Here is a 26,607-nt window from a genome sequence, read left to right on the forward strand (position 1 = left end):
ATAACTACGTTATTAAAACCGATACTGATAACGCAGCGTGATGCTCCTCCCTGAGCCATCAATTCCCCATCCTGGTGAACGATGCCCCTTGTCGCCAATATTTTCAAAGTCAGCGGTGATCTCGTGACTCTCACCAAATCGATATCCACCCCGTACATTAAATAACGCATAGCCCGGGATCGCACCAAAGAGAGGCACGGCGGTATTGTTATCCACCACCAGAACGCCATTGATGACTGTTCCGATTGGAAGCACTCGGTTCTGCACCTGAGCAAGGGTCTCACCGGTCGAGACCAAGATGCCGCCAGCCGAGCCACAGCCTGTTGTTCCCGGTGTCGTTATACCTCGAATGCAAGCTCCTCGTCGGAAATAGTTCAGGATCTGAGCCCTCGTTCGAGCACCGCCAGTGCGCCTGTCTGCTAAATCCAACGACGAAAGACGTGTTTGTCGGCCTGCTGTATTCGCATAGCCCTCGACCCAGTATCGTTTACCTGTCGGTTGATATCGCAGCCGCACAAAACCGAATTGAGGCGGTATTCCACCACCGCCAAGATTAGGGGGAACTCCGGTCGCCTTGTCCTCGGCAAAAACATGCGAATAGTTTCCCGCCGTCAACCACGAATCCGTAAATCGGTAAACAAATTCTGCCTCGGTGCCTTTTACCCGCGTGTTGCTGAAATTTGCCTGTACAAGTACCGGTGAAGTGGAAGCCGCTACGAACACGGCGCCGTTAGAATTTTGCGCGATTATAGTTTGACTGCCAAGTTGCGTGCCAACAGCTCCGGGAGGCAAAATGAGTGTCTGGCGAACGATCGTTTTACCCAAATCGATCAGGAAGCCGTTCAAGCTACCCTCAAATCTCCGGTTTCTATATCGGACGCTAAGATCGTAATTGTTGCTGATCTCTGAGCTTAAAGGCGAGACAGAAAAGCCCGAAGACACGGCCGTAGCATCGGCGGTGGTGCCTATCGTTGCACCGAGTCCTGCCACGCTGGAGGTAGAGACTTGAAAGCCGACGCCGACGAGTCCGAGTCCGCCCAAACTGGTGATATTCGGAGCTCGAAACCCACGCGAGTAATTAAAGGCGGCGTTCAACCCATCAGTGATAGTGACGGTTGCTCCGATCCTGCCTGAAAAATCCTCAAACCTCTCCGAGTCGTCCGGAAAGAGCGGGGCTCCGCCGACCATCGGAGCATCGGCCGCACGAGCCTTATATTGCCCGACGTTATAACGCAGTGCGCCGCTTAACCTCAATCGACCCTGCACCGCTTCAAACACATCCTGAACGTAAATGCCGCTTAGATCGTAGGTCGATCCGTTCGGAACCCGCGGCCTGACAAGCGTAACAGCTAGCGTTGCAGGGTCGGTGCTGAAGGACGGCGCCGTGACCCTGTCGTGATAATGATCGCCGCCGACGAGAAAATTGTTCCGCGCAAACTGCTTGTCCAGGAAAAAGCCGACACCCCAAACGGTTGTACGTTCTTTATCGTTTGTGATGGCCGCTAGAAAATTTCCCTGGCCGCCCTGATTTATCCTCTCTTCGCGTTGGCTGTTATAGGAAACTTTCGCCGAGAAGGTATCAAAGAAGCCGGCTCCAACCTTGACATAACGAAGGTAGCCAAAATCGAGCATCAAATTGCGAAGATCCGCGATCAGGTTGCCGTCGCCGCCAATCAATTGATCGTAACGCTTGCCGCCGTCTTGGTGACTTCGTTGATAGCGAAAACTCACATTCTGATCGTTCGCCATAGCAAAGTTCATCTGAAATGTGCCGCCGTATTGCGTGAACGCAGTATCGGGAAGTCGGTCGCTGCCGATGATGTCTGACGAGAGGCCGAAAAATCGCGTAATCGAAGAATGGCTCTCAATGCCGCCGCCCGGGCGCCAGGTGTTTACGCGGCGCCCCACAATATTGCCCAGCACACCGAATCTTTTCGTGCCATAACCGACCAGGGCATTACTGCCGAACGAAGTGTCTGCGCTGGTGAACGAGGTGTTTAGTTCACCGTTCCATTTGGGAGAGTCAAACCCATACTCAGGCTGTCGTGAGATTAACTGGACGTTGCCGCCGAGGCCGTCCGAGCCGAACTGTGCCGTATTGGGGCTACGTTGTACCTCGACGGAACCGAGAGATGACGGTTCATTGAGATTGAAAAACGTATTGATGCCGCCGCGTTGTGTCGAGTTCGTGTACCGGATGCCATCAACGTAAACACCTACCTCGGTCAACCCGCGGACCAAGATCGCTCCTATAGTGGGACTCGTCCGCTGCAGCGAAACTCCCACTTCTTCATCGGCGACCTGCGCAAGAACACTAGTCGTACGCTGCGCTATGCCGTCGGAAGTGATGAGGTTGAGCTGGATCGGTACATTAATTTTGTCCGCTGCAAGGCCGGTATCGGCTGTCACGGTCACCATTCCTGTTACTTGATTAACCTGAAGCTTCAGGTTGGCTTCAATGGGTCCGCTGCCCGTAACCTTCACCGAAACGTTCTGCGGACTAAAGTCCTTACGGGACGCAGTAAGAACATATGAGCCTTCGGCAACATTTTCAAAGCTGTATTTTCCCTGCTCATCGGTCTCGACCGCTGCCAACACTACTTGCTGGGCGTTGGCAAGCGTTACCGCTGCCCCCGGAACAACCAAGCCTGCCTCATCCGTTACCGTTCCGCTAATGCGATTTTGCCCCAAAGCCTGGGTGCCTGTGACCGCCATAAGGCAGACGCATAACGCGAAGTAATAAATGTAGTTCTTCATAATCGCACTTTCTTTAGATTATTGAGCGACGAGCAGCAAAAATATCTGGTCGTGAGATTATTACCAGGGTTCGCAGGTATTTGATGTGATCACTCGACTTGATAGGTAGCAACACTGGTTGGTGTTTCAAAACAACGAACTTTATAAACTTTCACACGTTCGTCCGCAACGCGCGTATTAAGGTATTCGAGAAAATATCGGGCTAGATTTTCAGCCGACGGGTTCAACTCTTCGTCAAATGGCGGCAGCTCATTGATATTGCGATGGTCGAGGTATTTTACGATCTCGTCCGCCGCCGTTTTCAAGTCACCAAAATCTATCAACAGCCCAATATTGTTCAACTCCTCGCCGCGAGCATAGATCTCGATCTTGTAATTGTGCCCATGCAGATTTTCGCACTTTCCCTTATACCCACGCAGTTGATGAGCCGATGAGAAATTGCGTTCGATCATTACTTCGTAGAATGATGGCATATGGTTTAAGGCGATAATATCGCATGCTCGGAATGTTATTGCAATACTGCTTCGACGTCATTGAGATCGCCCGTTATCTTCATCCTCGGCAAACTTTGGAGAAAATCCCGACCATAACCTTTGGAACGCAGTCTCGGATCCAGGATAGCGATAACACCACGGTCAGTCGTGCTTCGTATTAAACGGCCGACACCTTGTTTAAGCGAGATGATAGCTTGCGGAACGCTGTAATCACTGAACGAGCGGCCGCCGTTTTCGTCGATGAATTTACTTCGTGCCTGGACGATCGGGTCGGTTGGGACGGCGAAGGGAAGTTTATCGATTATGACGCATGAAAGTTGTTCGCCTCGCACATCGACGCCCTGCCAAAAACTTGATGTGGCGAAAAGCACAGCATTTGGCGTCGTGCGAAATTTGTCGATAATGCCGGTCTTCGACATCGAGCCCTGAAGAAAACACGGATAGCCGATGCGTGAAGAGACGAGTTCATACAGCGCAGCCATTGATTGATTGCTGGTACAGAGTACGAACGCATGCCCGCGCGTTACCTGTAATATCTTGATTATTTCATTCGCAGCGACCTGTAAGAATTCCGGTGAACGCGGATCGGGCATCGACTTTGGCAGATAAAGAACTGCCTGCTTTTCGTGATCGAAGGACGACGGGGCGACAAGCGAATTTGTCTTTTCGGCGGTCAAACCCAAACGGTCGCGGATGAAATTAAAACTGCCGTTTGTCGAAAGCGTCGCTGAGGTGAGAATGCACGTCTCTACCTTGTTAAATAACTTTTCCTGCAGCAGCTCAGAGACATCGACCGGCGATGCCTGTAAAAAGACACCGCGTCCGCGACGTTCGAGCCAATAGACAAAGTTACGGTCGGCCTGTTTGACGATAAAATCGAGATCGAATCGCGTCTGGCGGATGCGGCGGACGACACTCTCAGCTTCGGGTATTTTTTCCGAATAAACATCGACCTCGGTCTCAAGACGTTTCAGGTTTTCATCTAGCGATCTATATGTTTCGCCGAGCGGTGTTGGCGTGGTTTGGCCGTTGCTCGTGAGCGCGGCAAATGCATCAGGAAATAATGGAAAACGGCCTTCCTGCGCGCGTGCCTGAGTGAATCTAACCCAAAATTGCTCAGAAAAACCATTGATTCGCGTCGAAGTTCTCATTATTCCACTCGTCGCGATGGCGTCGGTTATCGGTAATTGGTTTGCGTCGCGAATAATTTCGTCGATGCGGAAATTCGACACCTGAAAGCCAAAATAATCGGCAGCGATGTCTTCGATCAAGTGAGCTTCGTCAAAGATCACCGCGCCGTAATCTGGAAGCACCTTGCCAAACTGATTACCGCGAACATTGAGGTCGGCGAAGAAAAGATGATGGTTGACGATCACGATGTCTGCACTGTCGGCACCTGCACGCATCCGCGTGATGAAGCAAGGCTCGAAATCCGGACACTTTTGGCCGATGCAAGTCTCGCTTTTCGCGTTTATGCGGTTCCAGAATGAAAGGTTTTCCGGTAAATAAGTGAGCTCGGCACGGTCGCCGGTCTTCGTTTCGAGCGACCATTCGACGACGTGGCGGAAATGGTCGATCTGATCCATACCGTCAAGAATCGGCTGATCGCCGTTCTTGTGAATGCGGTTAAGACATGCGTAATTCGACCGGCCTTTCATATAAGCCGCCGAAAACTTCTTTGGCATTATCTTTTGCAGGAAAGGAATGTCTTTTTCCATCAGCTGTTCCTGCAAATTCTTGGTGCCAGTTGAAATTATTACACGCTTATTCTTCTTTATGGATGCGGCTATCGCCGGAATGAGATAGGCGAGCGTCTTGCCGGTTCCTGTTCCGGCTTCGACAATTAGGTGCTTCTTATCTTCAAATGAGCGTGCGATTGCTTCGGCCATTTTTATCTGGCCTTCGCGATGTTCATAACTGTCGTGAAAGCGCGAGATGAGGCCGCCTTCGCCGAAGATTTCAGCAAATTCATCGCTTCTTTCTGTTTGTGCGTTCTGTCCGCCCATTTTTATTGACTTAACATGTCATTTTTGTTACAAACAATGTTTGCAGCGAAATCATTTTCGATAGTAGCTTCCGGCTTCCCGAGGATACCCAGACTCTTATCTTAGTGTTTTTGTGCACCTATTTCGAACGGGATAGAATCTTTCGTATTTCTCGTCCGCAGCACTTCTTAATATTTGGAGATTTATCAATGACCACTCTTTTTAATTTTGAATCACGCCGCAGAGTATTTTTCTGCCTGTTTGTTTTGAGTATTCTGACAGCAGTTTTTGTTCTGCCATTTCAGATGCGTTCTACTGCTGAAAAAGGCTTGGTTCAAAGAACGGAGAGTCATGATCCCGATCTGCCGAATTACGACATTCGTTCGGACAAAATGGCCTACGATAAGATAGCTGCCTTTCGCACAAGCTTGGGAAGAAACGCATCGCAGATAGCAAATGCGAGAGAGGCCTTTGTCCGTGGAGAAGAAGCTCTAAAACAGCGTGTGCCGACACTCAAGGTTGAATACAACGAAGATATTCGCATCCCTGAAGTGATCGCACCTGATGTAAAACAAGGCCGCGCATTTCTCACGGGTCCGACAACGCCTGCTCGAACGAGTCATGCTAACGTCCTTATAAATTTTCTCAAACAAAATACCGAACTCGTCGGAGCAGATTCAAATCAGATAGACGGCTTGAAAGTCTTTGCCGATTATACAAATCCTGACGGCAATCTTTCGTTTGTCGAACTTAATCAGGAGATCAACGGCGTTCCGGTATTTCGAGGCGAGGTCAAGGCAGGCTTTACAAAACGCGGTGAAATGATCCGCGTAATCAACAATCTTGCACCGGCTTTGGATTATTCCTCTCTGTCAACCGATTTCCGCGATCCTGTCAATGCTGTCCAATCCGCTGCCGCGCTGATCAATAACGACACATCGAAACTTGATCTGCGCAGAAACACAAAGGAATCGACAGATCTTAAAGCAGTTTTTGGCACCGGCGGTTCGGCAACGACGGCTGAGAAGATGTATTTCCCGACCGAGCCCGGTGTTGCAGTTCCGGCTTGGCGAGTGCTGATATGGCAGCCGGTAAATGCGTTTTATGTGATCGTCGACGCGGCAACGGGAACGATGCTCTGGCGCAAGAACATTGTTCAGGATCAGACACAGGCTGCCACATATAATGTATATACAAATCCAAATGCGATGATCAACGTTGCCGACAGCCCATTTCCGGGAACGCCCGGCCCGACCTCGCCGGACGGTACACAAGCCGCGGGCATTCCCCGAACGATGATGACGCTCATCGGCAACGAGCCGCCATATCAATTCAACAACAATGGCTGGATGACTGACGGAACAAACACGACGGATGGTAACGCAGTGCAGGCAGGCCTCGACCGCGATTCCGCAAACGGCCCCGATGCAAATGGCTCTCCGGCAGGTAGTCCGACTCGCGTATTCGATTTCCCGTTCACACCTGGCATTCCTACCAACCCAGCTCAAAATGGCGGCGACGAACCATTGCCGGCCGGTACCGTACCGTCTCCGTGCGGAGCGGTCGCTCCGGAAATGATCGATTATCAACGTGCGGCCGTCACGCAGCTTTTTTACATTACCAATCGTATTCACGACGAGTATTACCGGCTAGGGTTTACGGAACAGGCACGCAATTTCCAGCAGGATAATTTCGGACGCGGCGGAGCAGGCAACGACCGTGTTTCAGCCGAGGCACAAGATTGTTCTGGTACAAACAACGCAAATTTTGGAACGCCGTCGGACGGCGGCCGCCCGCGAATGCAGATGTATCTTTGGACCGGGCCGACTCCGGATTTTGACGGCGATCTTGACGCCGATGTGATCGTTCACGAATACACACACGGCCTTTCGAATCGACTCCACGGAAACAGCAGCGGCTTAGGATCAAACATGTCGGGCGGCATGGGCGAAGGCTGGGGTGATTTTTACGGCCACGCTATGTTGTCCGAGCCGACGGATCCGATCAACGGCATATACACTACTGGTGGCTACGACACTTACCGCGGAGCAGGCGGAGCCTTTTTCAACAATTATTACTACGGAATTCGCCGCTTTCCGAAGGCTGTCATTGCATTCACAGGCGGCCCGAATAACCGGCCGCATAACCCTCTGACTTTTGCCGATGCTGACGCAACACAGTTGAACATTTCAGATGGAGCTTATGCTCGCGGCTCTTTTGGATCGTCTACAGCAGATCAGGTTCATGGCCTCGGTGAGATTTGGAGTAGCGCTCTTTGGGAAGTGAGGGCCAAGTTCATAACGCGGCTAGGTTGGGAAGTCGGCAACCGTAGAACGCTGCAGCTCGTAACGGATGGGATGAAACTCGCACCGCTGAATCCGACATTTATAACGGAACGTGACGCGATCATTGCTGCGGCACAGGCCCTTGGAGGAGCTGATACGGCGGATGTGTGGGCCGGATTTGCTTTGCGAGGCGTGGGATTTAGTGCACAAGTGGTGGTCAACGGCAGCGGAGGTTCGACTCGCGTCATTGAAGCCTTCGACCTTCCCAATCTGCGGCAGTTGCCAAACTTTACCATTTCGGATTCGAGCGGCAACAATAATGGCTACTTCGAGCCGTCTGAAAATGTGCTCGTGACGGTTCCTATCAATAATTCCACCGGCAACATAGCAACCGATGTCATGGTAGCTATCAACGGAGGTTCGCCTATTAGTTATGGCACCATTGCGAACAGCGAAACTGTGTCGAGGACGTTTCCGGTAACCTTGCCGGCCGTCGCTTGCGGAAGCACGACGACGCTCAACATTAGTATTAACAGTAGTCTTGGCCAGGCAAACGCAAGCGGTGTTGTCGGGCCGCTGGGTGTTCCGTCATTTGGCGGATCGACAGAAAATTTTGACGGAGTTCCCGCTCCGGCTTTGCCGGCAGCTTGGACGCAGGCGAACTCCGGCGCACAGGCGGCCTGGATCACTTCGGCATCTGGAGCGGACACGGCACCAAATTCGGCCTTTGGCAATGACGCAGCCTCGCCGGGCGAATCATCACTTATCAGCCCGCTGATCCAAGTCACTTCGTCTGCGGCTTCAGTTACTTTCCGCAACCAATATTCATTCGAAACGCCCGATTGGGATGCGATGGTGCTCGAGATAAGTATCGCTAATGGAGCGTTTCAAGACATAGTTGCCGCAGGCGGCTCATTTGTGACGGGCGGTTATACAGGAACGGTGAACAATACTTCAGGTAATCCGCTCGGGGGACGAATGGCGTGGATCGGAGTTTCCGCCGGGTATATTACGTCAACAGCAAATCTGCCTGCATCTGCGAATGGCCAAAATGTAAAACTTCGCTGGCGTATCGCGACCGACGCGGCTGTCGGCGGAGTCGGTGCAAATGTTGATACCGTTTCCTTGACGGGAGCGGTCATCCAGAATGGCTACACATGTCCGCCGATTGTCGCGACACGTTCGCGAGCGGATTTTGACGGCGACGGGAAGACTGACATTTCGGTGTTTCGTCCTTCAGACGGCAATTGGTATTTGCAGCGTTCGACCGAGGGCTTTACGGGCGTGAATTGGGGGCTTTCAACCGACATTTTGACGCCGGGCGATTTTGATGGCGATGGTCTGGCTGACACAGCGGTTTTCCGTCCGTCAAACGGTTATTGGTACGGCGTCAACAGCGGAAACGGAACAACATTTGCCACAAATTTCGGCCTCGCAGGTGACGTACCTCAGGTTGGTGATTTTGACAATGACGGCAAGGACGACATCGCTGTTTTCCGTCCGTCGAACGGAACATGGTATTGGCTCAGGAGCAGCGACGGACAGTTCGTCGGGGTCCAGTATGGGCAGAACGGAGACGTGCCGGTAATCGGTGATTATTCCGGTGATGGAAAAGCCGATGTGGCTGTATTCCGATCCGGCATCTGGTATGGCACTGATAGTTCCGACGGATCGTTCAATGCGGAACAATTCGGACTCGGTACCGATTTGCCCGTGCCGGCCGATTACGACGGTGACGACATCATCGACCTTGCCGTCTTCAGACCTTCTGACGGCAACTGGTACATACACAACAGCACCAACGGCCAGTTCTTTACGATTCACTGGGGCCAAAACGGCGACGTTCCGGTTCCGGGCGACTACGATGGCGACGGCAAAGACGACGTCGGTGTATTCCGTAGCGGCATTTGGTACATCAACCCTACGACTGATCCTGATATGACGCTTCAGTTCGGGTTGAGTTCCGATATGCCGATCCCGAAAAAATATATTCCTTAGAATCATGACTAAAAGGGCGTCCAAAATCTCCGGACGCCCTCTTTAATCAACTGGACAGGGGGGTATCTGGACTTGTTACTTTACTACCAAGCGATCGCAATCAGTCCTTCTTCTGCCATTGCTTTCGGGGCCCCCTCGTTGAACATTACTCGTTCCCAAATTAAAGGTGATTTCGAACCGCGAAGTCCGACGGCAAAGAATCTCAGTTTCAAAAGCACACCATCCTCATCTATCGGCATCGGGCCGTACATAACTACTCGAAGCAGTCCCGGCTCGTTCGGGTTGGCAACAGCTGTTAAGCCGCGGCTAACCGTTCCTGCCAGTTCCACAGGCTCTGCCTGAGGCTGGATCACTGTCGGGTCGTATCGGAGATCGAACTCATAAGCGATGATTCCCATATTAGCCGCTCCCTGAACCGAAACAGGTATGATCACTTCGCTATCCGCAGGTGTGACAAGCTTCGGCAGATTGACTGCCGTGCTTCTCTCAGGCCCTGCGACCGGTCGAAGTGGACCTGCTGCCCAGTTACCCGTGACTTCACCGACAAGTATTCCTATGTAGTCCTGTCCCGTAGGATTGCCGATCGGATCCGTGTAGCTCCTCGTCGTCGGCGATGCTCCGATCGGGAACGTCGGTTCTGTTACGCTAGGAACGAAGAATCTCCAAGTGTTGGTGATGCCGATTGGTGGTCCGAGACCCGATACAAACCTTGCGATCTGCGCAGCGTCGGTCGAGGACAGTGCTCCATTGTTGGTCACGTCGGCAGCGATCCTCTGACGGGCGGTGGCGATGAGCACCGTTCCAGCTACATGCTGTGCGATACGAGCCGCATCCGCCGAAGCAATACCATTCTGTCCAGTCGTCTTCGCCACTCCGACAGTGTAATTACCCGCACCGAATCCGGTCAGTGTGTACTGTCCTGCTGTTCCGCCAGGAGCTGCTGTCGTCGTGAACACATTAGGCGATCCCGTTCCCGTCACCTGTGCGTTCGAAATGAACTTCGTCGTTGGCGATGCAGGGTTACCGTACGTTACCGTTCCCGCGACCGAATCTCCACCAGGGGTTGCTGTCGGGGTGTTTGCGGGCGTATTGGTAGCTGTGATCGTCGGTGTTGGCGTAAAGGTTGACGTTGCCGTTGCTGTCGCGGTGTTCGTTCTTGTTGCCGTTGGAGTAAAGGTTGCCGTCACCGTTGCGGTTGCAGTTGGTGTATTAGTAGGCGTATTTGCCGGATTACAAATGTAACTTACCGTGTCGATGCCGATGACATCCGAATTTGTACCGGTTGGCCCGCCGTTCTCGACATAATAACGGAACGCTATCCGACCGTTGACTGGTGATCCAAGACCGCTGACAATCGCCGTGAATTGCGTCCATACGAGCGGATAACTGCCAAGACCAGAAGTCAGGTAGCTTGGATTAATGTCGAGCATCAATGTTGTAAAATCGCCTACGCTAGTTGCCGTTGCCCCCACATTCGAACTTGCGCCGTTCGTGCTCATTCGTATCTGAAGACGGTCCGCAAATTGAACCGGTGTTGCCGTCCGCGTCCAGAATGTGAACTGAGCGCCATTTTGGAGAGTCAGCGGCGGACTAATGAGCCAATTGCTCAGCGTCGATAGACCGGTGCCGTTGTTAAAATCGGCACTTATATATGCGGCGGTGGAAGGAGTCGGACTAGCGACAGGGCTTGGTGACTGTGCTGGAAATGCTCCCGATTCGCCTTGAAACCAACCGGACGTGCCTGGACCGGGCTGGCTGTTGTTGGTCTGAACCCATCCGGTTGCTGGCAGTGTCGTTATGTCGGCAAATCCTTCCGCGAGACTACAAACCGCCGCAGGAGCAGCGGGAGTTGCTGTCGGCGTATTAGTCGGCGTTGGCACTAGGCATGTCCCGAGACGAACCGTCAAAGAGTTGGCATCGCGATTAACAACCGCAAAATCTTGCCTGCCGTCTGCGTTGAAATCACCAATCGTTACCGAACCTGGGAAACTGTCGACATCTACTTCGGTTGAGCCGCTGAACCCGCCCGATCCGTCGCCGAGCCGGATCGATACGGTGCCTGATTTATAGTTGACAGCGGCGATGTCTTGCTTGCCGTCGTTATTGAAGTCACCGACCGCGACCGAATTTGGATTAAATCCCACAACGATACTCGCTGTACCGCTAAAACCGCCAAGTCCGTCTCCGAGGCGAATGGAAACTGTGTCCGACTTAAAGTTAGCAACAGCAATATCCTGTTTACCGTCGTTATTAAAGTCGCCGAATGCAACCGAAACCGGATCGCTTCCGACGGAAACTTCTGTAGTGCCGCTAAAACCACCCGATCCGTCACCGATCCGGATAGACACCGTTCCGGGAAAATTATCATTGGCCGTGGCGATATCCGGGTTGCCATCACTATTAAAATCGCCGATAGCGACTGCGTTTGGATTGCCTCCAACGCCGATATTGGTCGTTCCGCTAAAGGCACCGAGACCGTCACCTAAGCGGATCGAGACGTTGCCGGAAATGTAATTGGCGACCGCGATGTCACGTTTGCCGTCGTTGTTGAAATCGCTGTCCGCGACCGAGATCGGATTGCTGCCGACGGCAACTTCCGGAATGGCGGGCGAAGTAAAGCCGCCAAGCCCATCGCCGATTCGTATGGAGACGGTATTTGCAAGAGAGTTTGCGGTGGCGATATCCTGCTTTCCATCATTGTTAAAATCTGCAGCCGCTACTGAAACCGGGCCGCTGCTTACAGACACATCCGTCGTGCCCGAAAAACTGCCGAGCCCGTTGCCGAGGCGGATCGAAACCGTTGATGAATTGACATTGACAGCGGCGATGTCTTGCTTGCCGTCATTGTTGAAATCGCTTAACGCAGCGGAAATAGGGTTGCTCCCAACCCCGACGTTTGCCGCATTGCTAAAATTTGGAACGCCATTACACGCGACACCGTTCGTCACTGTGAGCTGAAATGTTCTCGTCGCCGTGCCGCCAGGCCCAAATGCCCGGACCGTCACCGTGTAAGTGCCGGGAGCGATATTGGCGTGATGGGCATTCGTTACTTGAATGACCCCCGTTATCGGATCGGCGGTCAATTCACCTACAAAACCAGCAGTGGTTACAGCACTAATGCTTGTCGTGCTCGTCGGCCCGACATCGGGCGTGATCGTTGTGTTCGAACCCAGAGCAATCGGAGTATTAGGATAATTGCCAAGTGTTGCAGCGGGGGTAAGTAATAATGATTCCGCAGGTACAACCAGATCATCAGAAGCAAAGAAAAGGCTAAGGTCAAATAAGTTGCCCCAGGAACCGTTGATGGAGGTAACAGCACCAAGCATCAAAATAGAAATTGTAAAAAAAAGACGTGAAAAAAATTTGTGTTTGAACATCTTAGAAACCTCCACCAGCGGATCGGTCAGACGGGTTAATATGAAATATCTTTAAGACAGGCAGGCGTCGAATCAATTGCGTTACGAAATTTAACTTAACGGAAAAATTATTGGGTTTATTATCTGCATTGTCAATGCTACGCGAAACACGGTGTTTAAACTCGTTGACATTCTTGTTGTCGATGCCCTAATCTTTAAAAGATACATTTTCCAAGCCACGCGGCACTTTCCGGCGTCAAATAATTGTCAATTTCTCCTTCTCTAGCACGGTCTTAAAACTTATGAAAGTTGTTATCGGCAGAAGAATCCTCTTAAAGCTGGCTTTAATAGCGGTATGCGCCGTCATGGCCTTGATTTTCGGCCTGTCAAACAGTGAGCAGGCAAACGCGTCGGCGTCGGGGCCTTCGCCCTCATTCACAAATGCTCCCGGCGAGTCCAACTGCACAGTTTGCCATGTTGATTTTCCTGCCAACAGTGGAACCGGAGGTGTCAAGATATCAGGTGTGCCGCGCATTTACTATCCCGGACAGCAAATGACGGTCACCGTGACAACAAGCCAGGAGGACGGCGTTAACTACGGATTTCAATTGACAGCAATCGATGATTTTGGACGTGCTGCTGGCACTTGGACGCTTCAGGACACGGTCCAAACTCAGATCGTGGAAGGGCTAGTCGGTACTGATCTTCGCCAATATGTCGAGCACACTTCGGCCGGTATTGTACCCACGACGTTCGGTTTGAAATCGTGGACATTTATTTGGAACGCTCCGCCGCAGTTTCTCGGCAGAGTGACCTTTTACGCAGCCGGCAATGCAGCCAACGGAAGCGGAGGGACTGACGGCGATTATATCTACACGACAGCGAGAGCAAGCGTCGGCGGTTCGAAGGTTTCAGATCTAGACGTAGATCTTTTGGGCGATGCGAGCATAGTCGATTCCTCCGATGACGAGACTTATTTCGATGATGTGAGAAGCCTTTCGAGATGATGTTCGCGGATGCCGAATAGCGTTTTGATTTCGTTGATCTGCCGGTCAAAACGTTCCGGTGATAAGGGTTTTGCCAGACGCGTGGCTACGAGCATATTGTTTTTCGGAGTGTGCTCGACCGAGACAAATTCAAATAATTTCGTCGCATAGCCGCTTCGTTCAAGCAGCAGCGAGCGTAGGCCGTCGGTGATAGTTTCAGCCGTGCGTTCGAGCATGACGCCGTGTTTCAAGATGTCTTGAAACATATTAGGCGGTACGATCTGCGGCCGAATTTGCTGATGACAACATGGAGCGGCGACGATCAGGCTCGCTTTAGCGGCAATGCCTTTGTAAATGGCGTCGTCCGTGGCGGTGTTGCAGGCGTGAAGAGCGATCAGGATATCGACATCTCCGACATCGTACTCAGCAATGCTGCTGAGTACGAATTTAAGTCCGCTGAACATCGAAGCATCTGCAACTCCGTTGCCGAGGTCGACGAGGTCTCGCTTTTGCTCGACGCCGGTCAATTCAGCATCGACGACGCGAATATTTTTGAAATAATCGTAAGCCGCAAATGTCAGATAACCTTTGCCGGAGCCCATATCGACGATCTTTAGCTCGGTTCTATCTTTCAATTCTGATTTATCAACAAGGCTCGCCAGAACCTCGACAAATTTGTTGATCTGCCGCCATTTATCGCGCTGCTGGTCGCGAATACGGCCGGTGTCGTCGGTGATGCCTAGAGCCTTGAGATAAAAACTCTCGGAGTCGATCTGTTCCTTTTTTTCGCGGTCGTGAGCGAGCTGCGGCACAGCCTTGAATGTCGGCTTCGCGATGTTCAGCCGCGATTTATTTTTCTTGCCGATGTCGAGTTGGAAATCGTGTTCGGTTGTGAATAAATGTCCGCTGAAAAACTGTCCATCGAGAGCTTCGTTGATCAATGCGACGCCGGTACCGAAGTCGTAGTTTTTTGCCGTGTCACGAGTATCGCTGCGATACAGAAAGTAAAGCCGTGCGCCCTTTTTGGTTTTAACCAGGCGAACAAGGATCTTTTGCAGATGTTCGTCGCTGCCCTTATAATTTCCAAGCGTGAGCTTAACAAAGTTCTGGCGTTCGATGCTGTTTTTGAGTTCGCTAACAAATTTGTCGATATTCTCGCGCATCAAAAAAGGTTAGCATATAGATTTGCTAAAATCTGAGTTATGGAAAATAAAAACCTGTTTCACCTTGCTTTTCCCGTTCACGATCTCGACGCGGCCCGTGCATTTTATGGAGGTGTGCTTGAATGCGCAGAAGGACGCAGTTCCGAATGCTGGATAGATTTTGATCTCTACGGCCATCAGATCGTCACTCATCTCGCTCCCGAATCGGCAGGCATCAAATCAACGAACGATGTCGATACCGATCATGTTCCGATTCCGCATTTTGGCATTATTCTTCCAATGGACGAATGGCGCGCTCTCGCCGAAAAACTGAATGCAAAGGGCGTGAAATTTGTCATCGAGCCAAAGGTCCGTTTTGAAGGAGAAGTCGGCGAACAGGCGACAATGTTCTTTCTCGATCCCAGCGGCAATGCGCTGGAATTCAAGGGGTTTAACGATTTGTCGCTCGTTTTTGCGAAATAAGCCTAACCACGGAGGGCGACTATCTGAGGACATCTGTTGCTAGATTTCTTTCTCCGTGGCGACTAATCTTAATGAAAAATGCTGAGACAGTAATCATCGGTGGCGGCGTTTCCGGGACATCGATTGCATATCACCTGGCAGAGCGAGGCATGAATGGCATCGTTATCCTCGAACGCGAGAAGATGCTCGGCCTCGGTTCGACAGGTAAAGCGACCGGCGGAGTTCGGGCGCAGTTTGAGACAGACATCAACATAAAACTGTCACTGTATTCGCTCGATTTTTTTCGCAACTGGGAATTTGATTGTGAGTACGAACCTCGCGGTTATATTTTTCTAGCCACCGAACAGCGGCACATCGATTACCTAAAGCGAACCGGCGAACGACAGCGTGAACTTGGCTACAAAGAGGTCGAAATAGTTGACGTCAGGACGATCTCGAAGTTGGTGCCGGGGTTGAATTGCGAGGACATTCTCGGCGGCAGCTTTGGTCCGGCTGACGGTTTTATCAATCCGCTTTCCGTGCTTGAAGGTTTTTCGACGGGAGCGGCGTTACTAGGAACTCGCGTGATAAGCGGTACAACCGTTAGGTCTATCGAAGTTGAGGGCGGTCGGGTTACTGGGGTTCACACGTCCAATGGTTTGCTGGAGTGCGACAACGTCGTTCTTTGCGCGGGAGCATGGTCGCAACATATTGCTGCGACGGCAGGAATTGAATTGCCGGTCGAGCCGCAGCGGCGGCAAATAGTCTGGGCGCGAGCGCCGCAGCCATTGCCAAATGATCTGCCGATGGTGATCGATTTGGCCGACGGATTTCACTTTCGTCCTGCCCGCGATTTTGTCTTCAAAGGCTCAGATGCGGAAACAAGTGTATTTGCTAACCATGATGTTTTATTTGCTTATCCCGATCCGGACGAACCTGCGAGTTTTTCGACAGACTTTGACGAAGGCTTTCTCGACAAGGTCGGCGAAAGAGCCTCTCATCGAGCACCATTCCTGAACGGAGCGAAGATCATCTACGAAAAATGCCGTGCCGGTTTGTATGAAAATACGCCCGACCATCACGCGATCCTCGGCGGATGCGGTGTAGAAGGATTATATTTTGCTGCCGGCTTTTCTGGCCACGGCGTGATGCACTCACCCGCGACAGGCAAAGCACTTGCCGAGATCATTCTTGACGGCGAAGCAAGCTTTATGGACGTTTCCTGCCTGAGCCTTGATCGCTTCACAAAAGGCGAACTTCTTCACGAAACAGCTTTTATTTGAAGATTTTTTTAACGCAAAGTCGCAAAGATGCCAAGTCGCAAAGATTTGATCTTATTCCTTTGCGTCTTTGCACCTTCGCGTCTTTGCGTTAATGTTCATTTATGAGCACGACAATCGTTCATCATCCGATCTATCAAAAACACGACACCGGTTTCGGGCATCCTGAGACGCCGATGCGATATGAAGTTGTGATGAACGCACTTCGCAGCGACAAGGCTCTTTGGGAAAGTCTCGACGAGGTCACGCCGGAAAAGGCGTCGAAAGGGTTAATGCTCGCGGCCCACACGGCACAGCATTTTAAGCGTGTCGAAGGTGCGATCGAACATGGCGTTGACCGGTTGGATGCAGATACTGTGATCTCGATGCAGTCGTTCGATGCATCGCTATTTGCGGCAGGCGGGGCTTGTGCGGCGGTCGATGCAGTAATGAAAGGCGGTGCGAAAAATGCATTTGTTGCTACTCGTCCGCCGGGGCATCATGCGTCAGCTGAGAATGCGATGGGCTTTTGCCTTTTCAATAACGTCGCGGTCGCTGCCCGTTACGCGCAAAGTCATTACAAGGAGATCGAGCGTGTCGCGATCATCGATTGGGATGTGCACCACGGCAACGGCACGCAGGGTATTTTTTATGATGACCCAAGCGTTTTCTTTTTCTCGATGCACCAATATCCCTGGTATCCCGGAACGGGAACGCGAGGCGAGACAGGACATGGCCGCGGCCTTGGCAAAACGATGAATATTCCGGTCAAGGCGAATACGCAGGCCGGTGAACAAACGCGGATGTTAGAGGCAGCATTAGCGGACATAGGTGCAAAATGTAAACCCGATCTCATAATTATCTCGGCAGGTTTTGACGCTCATTTGACTGATCCGTTGGGTCAATTGAGACTCGAAGATCCCGATTTTGTTGCGATGACCCGATCCGTAAAACAATGGGCCAACGATGCATGCGGCGGACGTATAGTTTCATGTCTCGAAGGTGGCTACAATCTCGAAACTCTCGGCGAAACTGTCAAAAACCACGTGGCTGAGTTAAGCCGTTGAAGATCAGTGTGCTAGAATTATCCTAAATTTGTAACCCACTTTGAAAGGAGGTAACGCTATGCCGGACGTCGAAATTCCGTGTGTTCAATGTCGAGAGACATTTATTTTTAGTGAGAAAGACCAGGAACTTTTTTATCAACGGAACATGATGCAGCCGCAGCGTTGCTCCAAATGCCGTTCGAAGAAAGCGGCTCTGCGCGAAGATGCTCCGACTCGGTTCGAGATAGTTTGCGACAACTGCGGACGACACGATCAGGTGCCGTTTCAACCGAAAGTTGGCAGATCGGTGCTGTGCAAAGATTGTTTCGAAGCCGGCCGTTCGCGGGCAAGACACGCTTAAAAAGTCGAGTGTTCGAAGTCTTTAGTCGGCAGTCGGAACGTCGGTACTCGGGACTTGCAACTTTTGACTCCAGACTCAGATTTATGACCTTTGAAACTGTTACGTACGAAGTAGATAAAAATATCGCTACCGTTGCGATGAATCGGCCTGACGCCCTCAACGCGCTGTCGCAGCAATTGACGGTTGATTTAACTGCCGCTATTCGACAGGCGATCGCGGATAATGCGCGCTCAATTATTCTCACGGGCAGTGGCAGGGCATTTTGTTCGGGCGGTGATCTTCGTGAGATGAAGTCGATGTGGGAAAGCGAAGGCCGGATCGAGGCGTTTCTCGAAGAACCTCTCGGCGCGCTGCACGAACTGATAAAATTGATCCGCGAAACCCCGATACCTTTTATTGCTGCCGTTAACGGAGTATGCGCAGGCGCGGGCGTCAATTTAGCGCTTGCTTGTGATATTGTGATTGCATCCGAAGATGCTTTGTTTCGCGAGGCTTTTGTCCGCATCGGCCTTACGCCTGACTGCGGCGGCACATTCTTTCTTCCGCGCGCGATCGGTGAAAAACTTGCTGCCGAGCTGTTTATGACAGGCGACTCGATCACAGCGCAGCGTGCTCTCCAGATCGGTATGATCAATTCGATCGCCGGCGACGGTGAACTCTCGACGGACGCTGCAAAGATGGCAGGGAAGCTGGCGGTCGGCCCAACCGGTGCGATTGGCCGCATCAAACGAATGCTCAACTCTACTTTCTCAAATGATCTCACGGCACAGCTTGCTCTCGAGCATGAGTGCCAGATCGAGTCCGGAAAATCAGAAGATTTCAAAGAAGGTGTTGCCGCTTTCTTTGATAAAAGTCCGCCTGCTTTCACAGGGAAGTAGCTTTTTCATCTCAATTCACGATCCCCGCAGTCAACACTTTTAACTTGCAGTTGACAAGCCTCTGGTATGTCTATATTCTCTTAAATGAAGTTGAAAGTCATTTTCAATAAGATTAATCAGATTCAATCTTGAAATGACTTATTTGCGCTGAATGAGTGAGGAGGGTTTGGGGTGGTTTTTATAGTTTACTCAAAGGAATCGTGGACGAGTCTTTATCAACAAGCTTTAATGCTCGGGGTTATGCTGGTGTGTGCGGCGATAGCGGCGTCGGCTCAAAGCAGCAATTTGCACGGTAAGGTTGTTGATATAAACGGCGATCTGGTGTCGGGTGCTAGCGTTTCAGTTTTGAGGAAAGAACTTTCATCACAGCGGCGGGAGATATCTGATGCAAATGGCAAATTTGCGTTCGGCGAACTAACGACAGGGAAATATTTGGTGACAGTCACGGCTGAGGGCTTTAGCACAGGGAGATTCGAGGTTAATTTGCCGACGAGCGAAGATCTGCTGATCACTCTGCAACCGGGACAGATCGCCGTTGAGATATCGGTGACGTCAAGCTTGTTGGCGGGTTCGCCTGAAAGTTTGTTCGAAGTGCCGGGCTCGATCTCGGTTATCGACAAAATAACTCTCGACAGTTCGAGGGTCTTGAATTTTTCCGAGGCGTTAAGAAAGGTTGCGGGCGTCAATGTTCGTGACGAAGAGGGTTTTGGTTTGCGGCCGAACATCGGTATTCGCGGAACAAACCCGACGCGTTCGACAAAGGTCCTGCTGCTCGAAGACGGCATTCCGCTCGCATATGCGCCGTATGGTGATAATGCATCGTACTATCATCCGCCGATAGAGCGTTATGAGGCGATCGAGGTTCTAAAAGGTTCGAGCCAGATCGCCTTTGGCCCGCAGACGATCGCCGGAGTGATAAACTACCTGACGCCGAATCCGACGACCAAACCTTCATTTTCACTCGCACTGACGGGCGGTGAAAGCAAGTATTTCAATGGTAGTTTCACAGGCAGCGGCACGCTCGGGCGCACAGGAATATTTGCACATTACACACGAAAGCAAGGCGATGGCTCTCGTGAAAATACAAATTCGAGGCTCAACGATGTGACCGCAAAGATCGTGCAAACGATCGACGACCACAACGCACTTACTTTTAAGTTCAGCTACTACGGCGAAGATTCGAATGTTACTTATTCGGGCTTGACGACAGCGGAATACGCCGCGAACCCACGTGCAAATCCGTTTAGAAACGATTTTTTCTATGGCGATAGGTTTGGGTTCTCAACCGCCTACACGACTGTTTTTTCATCAAACGCAGCTCTTACTACGAATGCATATTTTAACCGTTTTTCGCGTGACTGGTGGCGTCAATCGTCGAACTCCGGTCAGCGGCCAAATCGTCTCAACGTAGATCCTGATTGTCTGTCGATGGCAAATTTAAACACGACGTGCGGCAACGAAGGCCGTCTGCGCAATTACGATACCGTTGGCATCGAGCCGCGATTCGATCTTAATTACAATGGAGGGTCGGCGTTTCGAGGGGAGATCAAAACCGGTTTTCGACTCCATCTTGAAAGGCAATATCGTCGCCAACTAAACGGTGATCTGCCGACGAGCCGCGACGGCGTTGCATCAGAGATAAACTACCGCAGCAACTTTGCACAAAGCGGTTTTGTTCAGCACAGATTTATTTTTGGCGATATCGCGGTCACGCCGGGCTTGCGGTTGGAGCGTATCGAGATATATCGCGAGAATCAGCTCGCGACGCCGATCGCTCTCGGACGCACGACCGTAAACGCCGTGATCCCAGGCATCGGATTTGCGTATTCGGGGTTGCCAAAGACGACTATCTTTGCGGGAGTTCATCGCGGTTTTTCACCGCCTCGTGCAGAGGACATCATCAGCAATACAGGCGGCGTGGTCGATCTCGACCCAGAGGGAAGCTGGAACTACGAAATTGGAATGCGTTCGACGCCGATGACGGGTTTGCAGTTTGAAGCGACCGCGTTTCGACTCGATTATGAAAATCAGATCGTGGCTGCGAGCCTTGCCGGCGGTGTCGGTTCACTGTTGACAAACGGCGGCAAAACGCTGCAACAGGGGTTTGAGTTTTCGGCGTTGGCTGAGTCAGGCGCGATATTTCGCTCCCAAAATAATGTGTATTTTCGCGGAGCATTTACGTGGTTGCCGACGGCTGAGTTTCGGGGTGTGAGATATAGTTCGGTCACGCCGACGGTTTTGGTAACGGGTAATCGTCTGCCATACACGCCCGAAACTCTCGCGACCTCTAGTGTCGGTTATTCACACCCAAAGGGCCTCAATGTATTTGTCGAGAATGTTTTCATCGGCAGCCAGTTTGCCGATGATCTCAATACTGTCAAGCCGATCGCGAATGGCCAACGCGGTTTTATCACAAAACAAAATTACTGGAACACTACTGCAAATTACACAGTCGAGGGTTGGAAGACGACCTTTTTTGTGACGGTCAAAAACCTCACAGACAAAACTTACATTATCGATCGCAGCCGCGGCATTTTGCCGTCAATGGAAAGGAGTGCGCAGACCGGAGTAAAGATCAACTTTTGATGCTGAGGTTTGAAATAATGGAAATTATAAGAAGTGCTAAACCAACGAAAGAAATGACCGACGTGAAGTTGTGGCATTGCGTCGGCTGCGGCGTCGTGCATATGTCAGTCAAAAATATGGTGTTAAATTTTCCTCGCGAAGAGTTTGCGGCGTTTACCGAGTCTGTTGTTGAAATAAATTACAGCGGATGGGAAACACCAAATCCATTTTCGCTGATAGATCTGGGCGAGCACGACGCACGCACTCATACCAACTGCTCAGTTCATTAATACAGATTGCTCACCTGCCTCTAAAACTGTAAAACTAAATCAAAAAGCCCTCGCTAAAGGTACCGGTAACCAACCGGTACCTCCCGCCTTTTTCATGCACCTTTGATTCTGAAAAATCTTTCGCACCGTTTATTCTAATTAGATGCATTCGCTGACGTATGGCGAGTTGTTGCGTGGAAATCGGAATTTTCGCAATCTGCTCGCGGGACAATTTATTTCGGAGCTTGGAAACTGGTTCAATTTTATTGCCGGATTAGGATTGGTGCGTGTTGTTTCTGAGGCTTCGCCGAGAGCAGCGGGCATCTTGCTGGTATGCCGCATACTTCCGTTCGCGTTATTTTCGCCTATCGCGGGAACTTTTGTTGACAGATTTTCACGGCGAACGGTAATGATCGTCAGCGATATCGTGAGAGTCGCAATAGCGTTGGTGTTTTTGTTTGTTACGAGTGCCGACGATCTTTGGATCGCCTATTTAGCAACGGCGCTTCTCTCAACTTTTGGAGCATTTTTTGATGGTGCAAAAAACGCCGCAACGCCAAATCTAACAGGTAAAGAAGGCTTGCTCGCAGGAACTGCGTTGATGTTCTCCACGCGGTTTTTGCTGATGGCTGTCGGCTCGGCTTTGGGCGGCTGGGCGGCATATTTATTTGGATACCAAATAGCTTTTATCATCAATGCGGCCTCGTTTTTGATCTCGGCATACACAGTCTGGCTAATTCCGGAGGAAGCGGTAAGTGAAAAAGGAAAGGCGAGCGAGGTAGTACAAGAGAATACTTTTGTTGATGAAACGACGCTGCCCTTTCTTGGTAAAGAAGGAACTCAGAGAGAATCGTTTTGGTTTGAGTTGAAGGAAGGCGTTCGTTATGCGTTCGGTAATCGTTTTGCATTCACGATACTGATAATGAATGTCATCTGGGCGACCGGCGGTGGTGCGATCAATATCGTTTTCGAGCGAATGGGCGGCGTTGTTTATGCCGAAAAGGAAGCATGGAATCCCGATGTTGCCGTCGCTTTATTATGGACGGCAGCAGGGTTTGGATTATTTCTCGGGATGATGATCGCTCATCGGACTTCGAACTATCTCGACCGGAAAAAGTCTGTTCGCTCATTTATCGGATGGACGCTGATAATTCACGGCGTGTTGTTTGCGGCCGCAGGATTTATGCCGAACCTTTTTCTATTTTCGATCCTGACATTTGTGTCGCGTGCCATAGTCGGCGTCGAATACGCAGTGCAGGAAACGATGTTTCAACGCAGTTTGCCGGATTATATCCGCGGCAGGATCTCGACGCTCGACCGCGGTGCCGAACTCGCGATGTTCAGCCTTTCAAGTTATGTAGGCGGCGAACTGATGTATTATATTTCGCCTCAGACGCTGACGGTCTTTTCTGGATTGCTTGCGGCAACTGCGGGGCTTGTGTGGTTTGTACGGGAAAAACGACAAGCTAGGCAGTTATGATTACGGCCTTTGTGCCTGTCAGCTCCGAAAAATCTTTTGTATAAACGGTATCCACGCGACGGAGTTTGCCTATGGTTTCAACGATGTCGTGAGTTTGGATAAAGCCGGTTTCGACGTGGGCGATCGCCCAGTTGCTGATGTGCGAGGCCTTTCGCAAGGTCTCTTCGAGCAAATGAAGATACTGCGATTTTGTTTCGGTTGCGACGCCGAGCTGGCCTTTCAAACTCGTTTCCAGAGAATCCCAAAAATCGTTCCCGCCGCGAAGCCATTCTTCGCGCCACGCCGAACGACCGAGAAATGATCGGGTGCTTTGCGTATGGACAGGCGGCAGACGGAGAAACATCAGATCGGTAAATGTCTCGGAAATGAACGAGTCGGCGGTCCCGTTGTGACAACTGTTGTTTTGCCCGTTGTTGTGAGGTTCCGGCTGTATCGACCAGATTCGTCGAAAGACATTTGAGAGCGGCTGGCGCAATTCACGAGTTTCGTCGGTAAAGGACAACACATAGTCGCCAGTAGCCATTGCCACGCTGGATGCGATAGCACGAGCAAGCGGCGACGCTAGCTTGTCGATGCGTTGGCGGACATTATCAAACCACCATGCATCAGTCTCGCCGAACCAATCTGTCAGAGCAGGATTGTGCAGGCGATAGCCGGGAACGTATGCGTCTTCCAGAACGACATTTACGTCGTCGGACGACAATCGTTCGCCTGGATTCGCTATCTGTGCCGAAGCACGCATCCATGACGACTGCATCGGGTCGTTTGCAGCGACTCGCACATCCCAGCGCTTGAGAAATGAACCGAGCACCGGACTATCCGTGAATGGCAGAGCGACGGAAGTGAACGTCATTCGATGGAGAACGTTCAGGTCGAACGCGAGCCAGCTTTTGGGTGATATCTTCGAAGGGCCGTGCATAGGTCTTTATTATGAGTAAGTCTCCGGTCGTATTTTCGCCGCTGCCTGTCGGATGTTAAGGAAAGCCTTTACAATTGCCGGATCAAACTCGATGCCCGCCCACTCGACCAAATATTTTTTTGCGTCGTCAACCGACCAACCCGCCCTAAACGGCCTTGGGCTAGTCAGTGCTGCATAGGTATCCGCAATTCGCAGTATTCGAGCTGCAAGCGGTATTTGTTCAGCCGTCAATCCGTCGGGATAACCGCTGCCGTTCCACCATTCGTGATGCCATCTGACAAGGAGTTGGACGCCACGCGGCAGGCCTAATTTCGCCGTTTCCTGTTCACCGATCACAGGATGACGCTGGAGGTCGAGGCGTTCGTCGAGACTAAGGATCTTTGTCGATCTGATGTAGTCCCGGTTCATTTTCAGTTCGCCGATGTCATGGACAAGAGCCGCCTGCTGAAGGAAGAAACGGTCACGCGAAGCAAGATTAAACGTGGCCGCGAGCGAATCGGCAAACGATGCGATCCGCTGGCTATGGGCGTCGGTATAGCCTTCGAACCTGTCCATTTGTGGCGCCATCCGGAGAAGCTTTTCATCAAATCCCGGGAAATCGGCGAGTGCACTCTGCATCCTTATAGTGTCGCGTCTTTGACCGGAAGATTCAAGCTAAAAGATGAGTCTTGAGTCTAGAGTCCTAAGTCTTGAGACTGAGTAAGACTTACAACTTCAAACTCGCTAGCAAGTCTATGGCTTCGCGGTGGCCGGGGAAGATTGTCAGAAGGCGGTTCAATTCACCCTCGGCACGTTTGATCAGATTGTTTTGAATGAAGAACTCGGCGAGCAAAATGCGAAACGTCGCGTTGTTGGGCTCGATCCGCAACGCAGCCTGCATCTCAGACTCGGCTTTGTGACGCTGTTTTGCATCTGCCGACAGCGCCTTGCCGTAATATGCGTGGTAGCGGGCGACCTTCGGAGCGAAATGTACTGCACGAGCGAGAAACGGCAGTGCCCTTTCTAGATCGTTATCCATTAGCAGGCTGAAGCCACGTTCGAAATGTTCGTCGGCCTGCTCCAGTTTAACGTCGCGCTCGCCGCCTGATTCGCGAAGTTTTTCGCGTTCGGCAAGTTCTTTGCGCATTCGGTAATCGTACATTTCGCGGCTCGCTTCGTTTTTCAGCGTTTCGTGCGCCTGAGCGAGCTCGGTAAATGCCTGTTGGATGCGAGCAAGCCTCTCGCCGCCTTCTGAGTGGAATCTGTCGGGGTGGAAATTACGAGCGAGATGAAAATACGCACGCTTTAGCTCCTCGACATCGGCAAGCGAGTCGACGCCGAGGATATCGTAATAAGTTTCTGCATTCTCGACCTGTGCCAGATACGCTTCGACCGAGATTACTTCGTCCTGTTCTTTTTTCGGAAGCTCGACCTCGGGCTGTTCTTTCGGGATCTCAGCGACCGGTTGCGGAACATGCGCTAGTTTGGCTTCCCGTTTTAGCTCAAGTCGAGCGTCTTTCATAGCGGCAACATGATTTGCGTCAAATGCCGGCCTCCCCTTTCTGCGAACAAGCAGTCCGCCCGTCCAGAGCGTGTAAAGCGCGTGCAATGCCCGCGACTCACTCATCGCTGCCATACTGACAAGGTCAGTTGCTGATAGTGGCGTGTCCTCCGACCTTGACAAGATAAAAGCTTCTTCGGCGTCCAGACGAAGATCGGTTGCATCGGCTTCCGACCGCGTGAAGGTTTCTTCCATGCTGCGAAATCGTCCCAGCACCGTATCTACTGGGAGGCATCGCGTATATTCGATCAGCAGTTGTCGCGTGTTTATGTCAAAGGTGAGGCCGTCGCGAATGCGGGCCAGCGAGCTGAATGTCCAATTACCTTGTGTCCACGACAGCGCGTCAACTATTATTTCCTGTATCTGTTCGGCGAATAACTGATCGCAATCGGCCTTAGATAACAGTTTTTTGCTTTGCAGATGTGCGGCAAATTCGAAGTCGTTCGAGAAATTGGGGATCGCGGCAACTTCCTCTTTTTTCAACCGATTTCGTCGCATCAAGATGTCAAATAGGCGCGAACTTCTGGCATTGGAAACCGCAAAGACAACCTTACCACCCTTGCAATAAATGACCCATTTTTTTTCCTTATCGGCTCCGCGCAAACTGCCGTTCAGCCGTGCCTGCATGATCTCGGTTATGAGTTCGGCAAGCGGATGAGCGTAGAAACTTCCGGTTATTTCTAGGTCTGTCTGCGTCTGTGGGGTCATTTTGTAAAAGAAAGAGGCGGGAAACGGCCAGGAGCAGCCTATTACAATAATAACAAATATGGAGCCTAAAAGTTAAGGTATTTTTTCGCGTTTCGGGCGTTCATTTGATAGGATTTG

18 protein-coding genes are annotated in these 26,607 nt (G+C 51.3%); 10 read left to right on the plus strand and 8 right to left on the minus strand.

Features of this window, described 5'->3' with window-relative positions; translation table 11 throughout:
* Positions 1-12: 12 nt before the first annotated feature.
* The 3 genes from IPL32_11505 to IPL32_11515 all read right to left on the minus strand — a co-directional run bounded on the left by IPL32_11505 (position 13) and on the right by IPL32_11515 (position 5,257).
* Entirely contained in the window at positions 13-2,757 is a 2,745-nt protein-coding gene (locus IPL32_11505) for a TonB-dependent receptor (protein ID MBK8466447.1), read from the minus strand.
* An 89-nt stretch (positions 2,758-2,846) separates the two neighbouring features.
* Entirely contained in the window at positions 2,847-3,230 is a 384-nt protein-coding gene (queD, locus tag IPL32_11510) for a 6-carboxytetrahydropterin synthase QueD (GenBank protein MBK8466448.1), read from the minus strand.
* A 35-nt stretch (positions 3,231-3,265) separates the two neighbouring features.
* Positions 3,266-5,257 (minus strand): ATP-dependent DNA helicase, encoded by a 1,992-nt coding sequence (locus IPL32_11515; GenBank protein MBK8466449.1) that lies wholly within the window; start codon positions 5,255-5,257, stop codon positions 3,266-3,268.
* Positions 5,258-5,445: 188 nt separating this feature from the next.
* Here IPL32_11515 and IPL32_11520 point away from each other — a divergent pair, with 188 nt between their 5' ends.
* Positions 5,446-9,519, plus strand: coding sequence for a M36 family metallopeptidase (locus IPL32_11520; protein ID MBK8466450.1), 4,074 nt, complete (start codon positions 5,446-5,448; stop codon positions 9,517-9,519).
* 83 nt (positions 9,520-9,602) lie between these two features.
* Here the strand turns inward: IPL32_11520 and IPL32_11525 are convergent, their stop codons facing one another.
* Entirely contained in the window at positions 9,603-12,896 is a 3,294-nt protein-coding gene (locus IPL32_11525) for a VCBS repeat-containing protein (protein MBK8466451.1), read from the minus strand.
* A 281-nt stretch (positions 12,897-13,177) separates the two neighbouring features.
* Here IPL32_11525 and IPL32_11530 point away from each other — a divergent pair, with 281 nt between their 5' ends.
* On the plus strand, positions 13,178-13,882 hold the full coding sequence (locus IPL32_11530; GenBank protein ID MBK8466452.1) for a hypothetical protein: 705 nt from the start codon (positions 13,178-13,180) through the stop codon (positions 13,880-13,882).
* Here IPL32_11530 and IPL32_11535 read toward each other — a convergent pair.
* Positions 13,849-15,024, minus strand: coding sequence for an SAM-dependent methyltransferase (locus IPL32_11535; protein MBK8466453.1), 1,176 nt, complete (start codon positions 15,022-15,024; stop codon positions 13,849-13,851). The two genes, IPL32_11530 and IPL32_11535, sit on opposite strands and share 34 nt — an antisense overlap.
* Positions 15,025-15,063: 39 nt before the next feature.
* Here IPL32_11535 and IPL32_11540 point away from each other — a divergent pair, with 39 nt between their 5' ends.
* From IPL32_11540 to IPL32_11575, 8 genes are all read left to right on the plus strand, one after another.
* Positions 15,064-15,486 carry a VOC family protein gene (locus tag IPL32_11540; protein ID MBK8466454.1) on the plus strand — a complete coding sequence of 141 codons (423 nt, stop codon included), beginning with the start codon at positions 15,064-15,066 and terminating at the stop codon, positions 15,484-15,486.
* 71 nt (positions 15,487-15,557) lie between these two features.
* On the plus strand, positions 15,558-16,748 hold the full coding sequence (locus tag IPL32_11545) for an FAD-binding oxidoreductase (GenBank protein MBK8466455.1): 1,191 nt from the start codon (positions 15,558-15,560) through the stop codon (positions 16,746-16,748).
* 101 nt (positions 16,749-16,849) lie between these two features.
* Positions 16,850-17,791, plus strand: coding sequence for a histone deacetylase (locus tag IPL32_11550; protein ID MBK8466456.1), 942 nt, complete (start codon positions 16,850-16,852; stop codon positions 17,789-17,791).
* A gap of 58 nt (positions 17,792-17,849) precedes the next feature.
* A complete protein-coding gene (locus IPL32_11555) occupies positions 17,850-18,131 on the plus strand; it encodes a zinc-ribbon domain containing protein (GenBank protein ID MBK8466457.1) in 282 nt (93 codons plus the stop codon).
* An 83-nt stretch (positions 18,132-18,214) separates the two neighbouring features.
* A complete protein-coding gene (locus IPL32_11560; protein MBK8466458.1) occupies positions 18,215-19,009 on the plus strand; it encodes an enoyl-CoA hydratase/isomerase family protein in 795 nt (264 codons plus the stop codon).
* 171 nt (positions 19,010-19,180) lie between these two features.
* Positions 19,181-21,595, plus strand: a complete 2,415-nt coding sequence (locus tag IPL32_11565) for a TonB-dependent receptor plug domain-containing protein (GenBank protein MBK8466459.1) — start codon at positions 19,181-19,183, stop codon at positions 21,593-21,595.
* Positions 21,596-21,612: 17 nt separating this feature from the next.
* Positions 21,613-21,864 carry a hypothetical protein gene (locus IPL32_11570; protein MBK8466460.1) on the plus strand — a complete coding sequence of 84 codons (252 nt, stop codon included), beginning with the start codon at positions 21,613-21,615 and terminating at the stop codon, positions 21,862-21,864.
* A gap of 142 nt (positions 21,865-22,006) precedes the next feature.
* Complete coding sequence (locus IPL32_11575; protein MBK8466461.1) at positions 22,007-23,323, plus strand: MFS transporter; 1,317 nt, start codon at positions 22,007-22,009, stop codon at positions 23,321-23,323.
* On the opposite strand, the gene IPL32_11580 is transcribed toward IPL32_11575, so the two are convergent.
* The 3 genes from IPL32_11580 to IPL32_11590 all read right to left on the minus strand — a co-directional run bounded on the left by IPL32_11580 (position 23,310) and on the right by IPL32_11590 (position 26,490).
* Positions 23,310-24,242 carry a hypothetical protein gene (locus IPL32_11580; protein MBK8466462.1) on the minus strand — a complete coding sequence of 311 codons (933 nt, stop codon included), beginning with the start codon at positions 24,240-24,242 and terminating at the stop codon, positions 23,310-23,312. The genes IPL32_11575 and IPL32_11580 overlap by 14 nt on opposite strands.
* Before the next feature lie 9 nt (positions 24,243-24,251).
* On the minus strand, positions 24,252-24,860 hold the full coding sequence (locus IPL32_11585) for an HD domain-containing protein (GenBank protein ID MBK8466463.1): 609 nt from the start codon (positions 24,858-24,860) through the stop codon (positions 24,252-24,254).
* Between the two features lie 88 nt (positions 24,861-24,948).
* Entirely contained in the window at positions 24,949-26,490 is a 1,542-nt protein-coding gene (locus IPL32_11590; GenBank protein ID MBK8466464.1) for a DnaJ domain-containing protein, read from the minus strand.
* Positions 26,491-26,607: the final 117 nt, after the last annotated feature.

Source organism: Chloracidobacterium sp. (assembly GCA_016711345.1).
Lineage (GTDB): Bacteria > Acidobacteriota > Blastocatellia > Pyrinomonadales > Pyrinomonadaceae > OLB17.

Excerpts from the sequence above, each read along its gene's own strand:
- IPL32_11505 (MBK8466447.1), bottom strand. The coding sequence starts at position 2,757 with ATGAAGAACTACATTTATTACTTCGCGTTATGCGTCTGCCTTATGGCG.
- queD (MBK8466448.1), bottom strand. The coding sequence starts at position 3,230 with ATGCCATCATTCTACGAAGTAATGATCGAACGCAATTTCTCATCGGCT.
- IPL32_11515 (MBK8466449.1), bottom strand. The coding sequence starts at position 5,257 with ATGGGCGGACAGAACGCACAAACAGAAAGAAGCGATGAATTTGCTGAA.
- IPL32_11520 (MBK8466450.1), top strand. The coding sequence starts at position 5,446 with ATGACCACTCTTTTTAATTTTGAATCACGCCGCAGAGTATTTTTCTGC.
- IPL32_11525 (MBK8466451.1), bottom strand. The coding sequence starts at position 12,896 with ATGTTCAAACACAAATTTTTTTCACGTCTTTTTTTTACAATTTCTATT.
- IPL32_11530 (MBK8466452.1), top strand. The coding sequence starts at position 13,178 with ATGAAAGTTGTTATCGGCAGAAGAATCCTCTTAAAGCTGGCTTTAATA.
- IPL32_11535 (MBK8466453.1), bottom strand. The coding sequence starts at position 15,024 with ATGCGCGAGAATATCGACAAATTTGTTAGCGAACTCAAAAACAGCATC.
- IPL32_11540 (MBK8466454.1), top strand. The coding sequence starts at position 15,064 with ATGGAAAATAAAAACCTGTTTCACCTTGCTTTTCCCGTTCACGATCTC.
- IPL32_11545 (MBK8466455.1), top strand. The coding sequence starts at position 15,558 with ATGAAAAATGCTGAGACAGTAATCATCGGTGGCGGCGTTTCCGGGACA.
- IPL32_11550 (MBK8466456.1), top strand. The coding sequence starts at position 16,850 with ATGAGCACGACAATCGTTCATCATCCGATCTATCAAAAACACGACACC.
- IPL32_11555 (MBK8466457.1), top strand. The coding sequence starts at position 17,850 with ATGCCGGACGTCGAAATTCCGTGTGTTCAATGTCGAGAGACATTTATT.
- IPL32_11560 (MBK8466458.1), top strand. The coding sequence starts at position 18,215 with ATGACCTTTGAAACTGTTACGTACGAAGTAGATAAAAATATCGCTACC.
- IPL32_11570 (MBK8466460.1), top strand. The coding sequence starts at position 21,613 with ATGGAAATTATAAGAAGTGCTAAACCAACGAAAGAAATGACCGACGTG.
- IPL32_11575 (MBK8466461.1), top strand. The coding sequence starts at position 22,007 with ATGCATTCGCTGACGTATGGCGAGTTGTTGCGTGGAAATCGGAATTTT.
- IPL32_11580 (MBK8466462.1), bottom strand. The coding sequence starts at position 24,242 with ATGCACGGCCCTTCGAAGATATCACCCAAAAGCTGGCTCGCGTTCGAC.
- IPL32_11585 (MBK8466463.1), bottom strand. The coding sequence starts at position 24,860 with ATGCAGAGTGCACTCGCCGATTTCCCGGGATTTGATGAAAAGCTTCTC.
- IPL32_11590 (MBK8466464.1), bottom strand. The coding sequence starts at position 26,490 with ATGACCCCACAGACGCAGACAGACCTAGAAATAACCGGAAGTTTCTAC.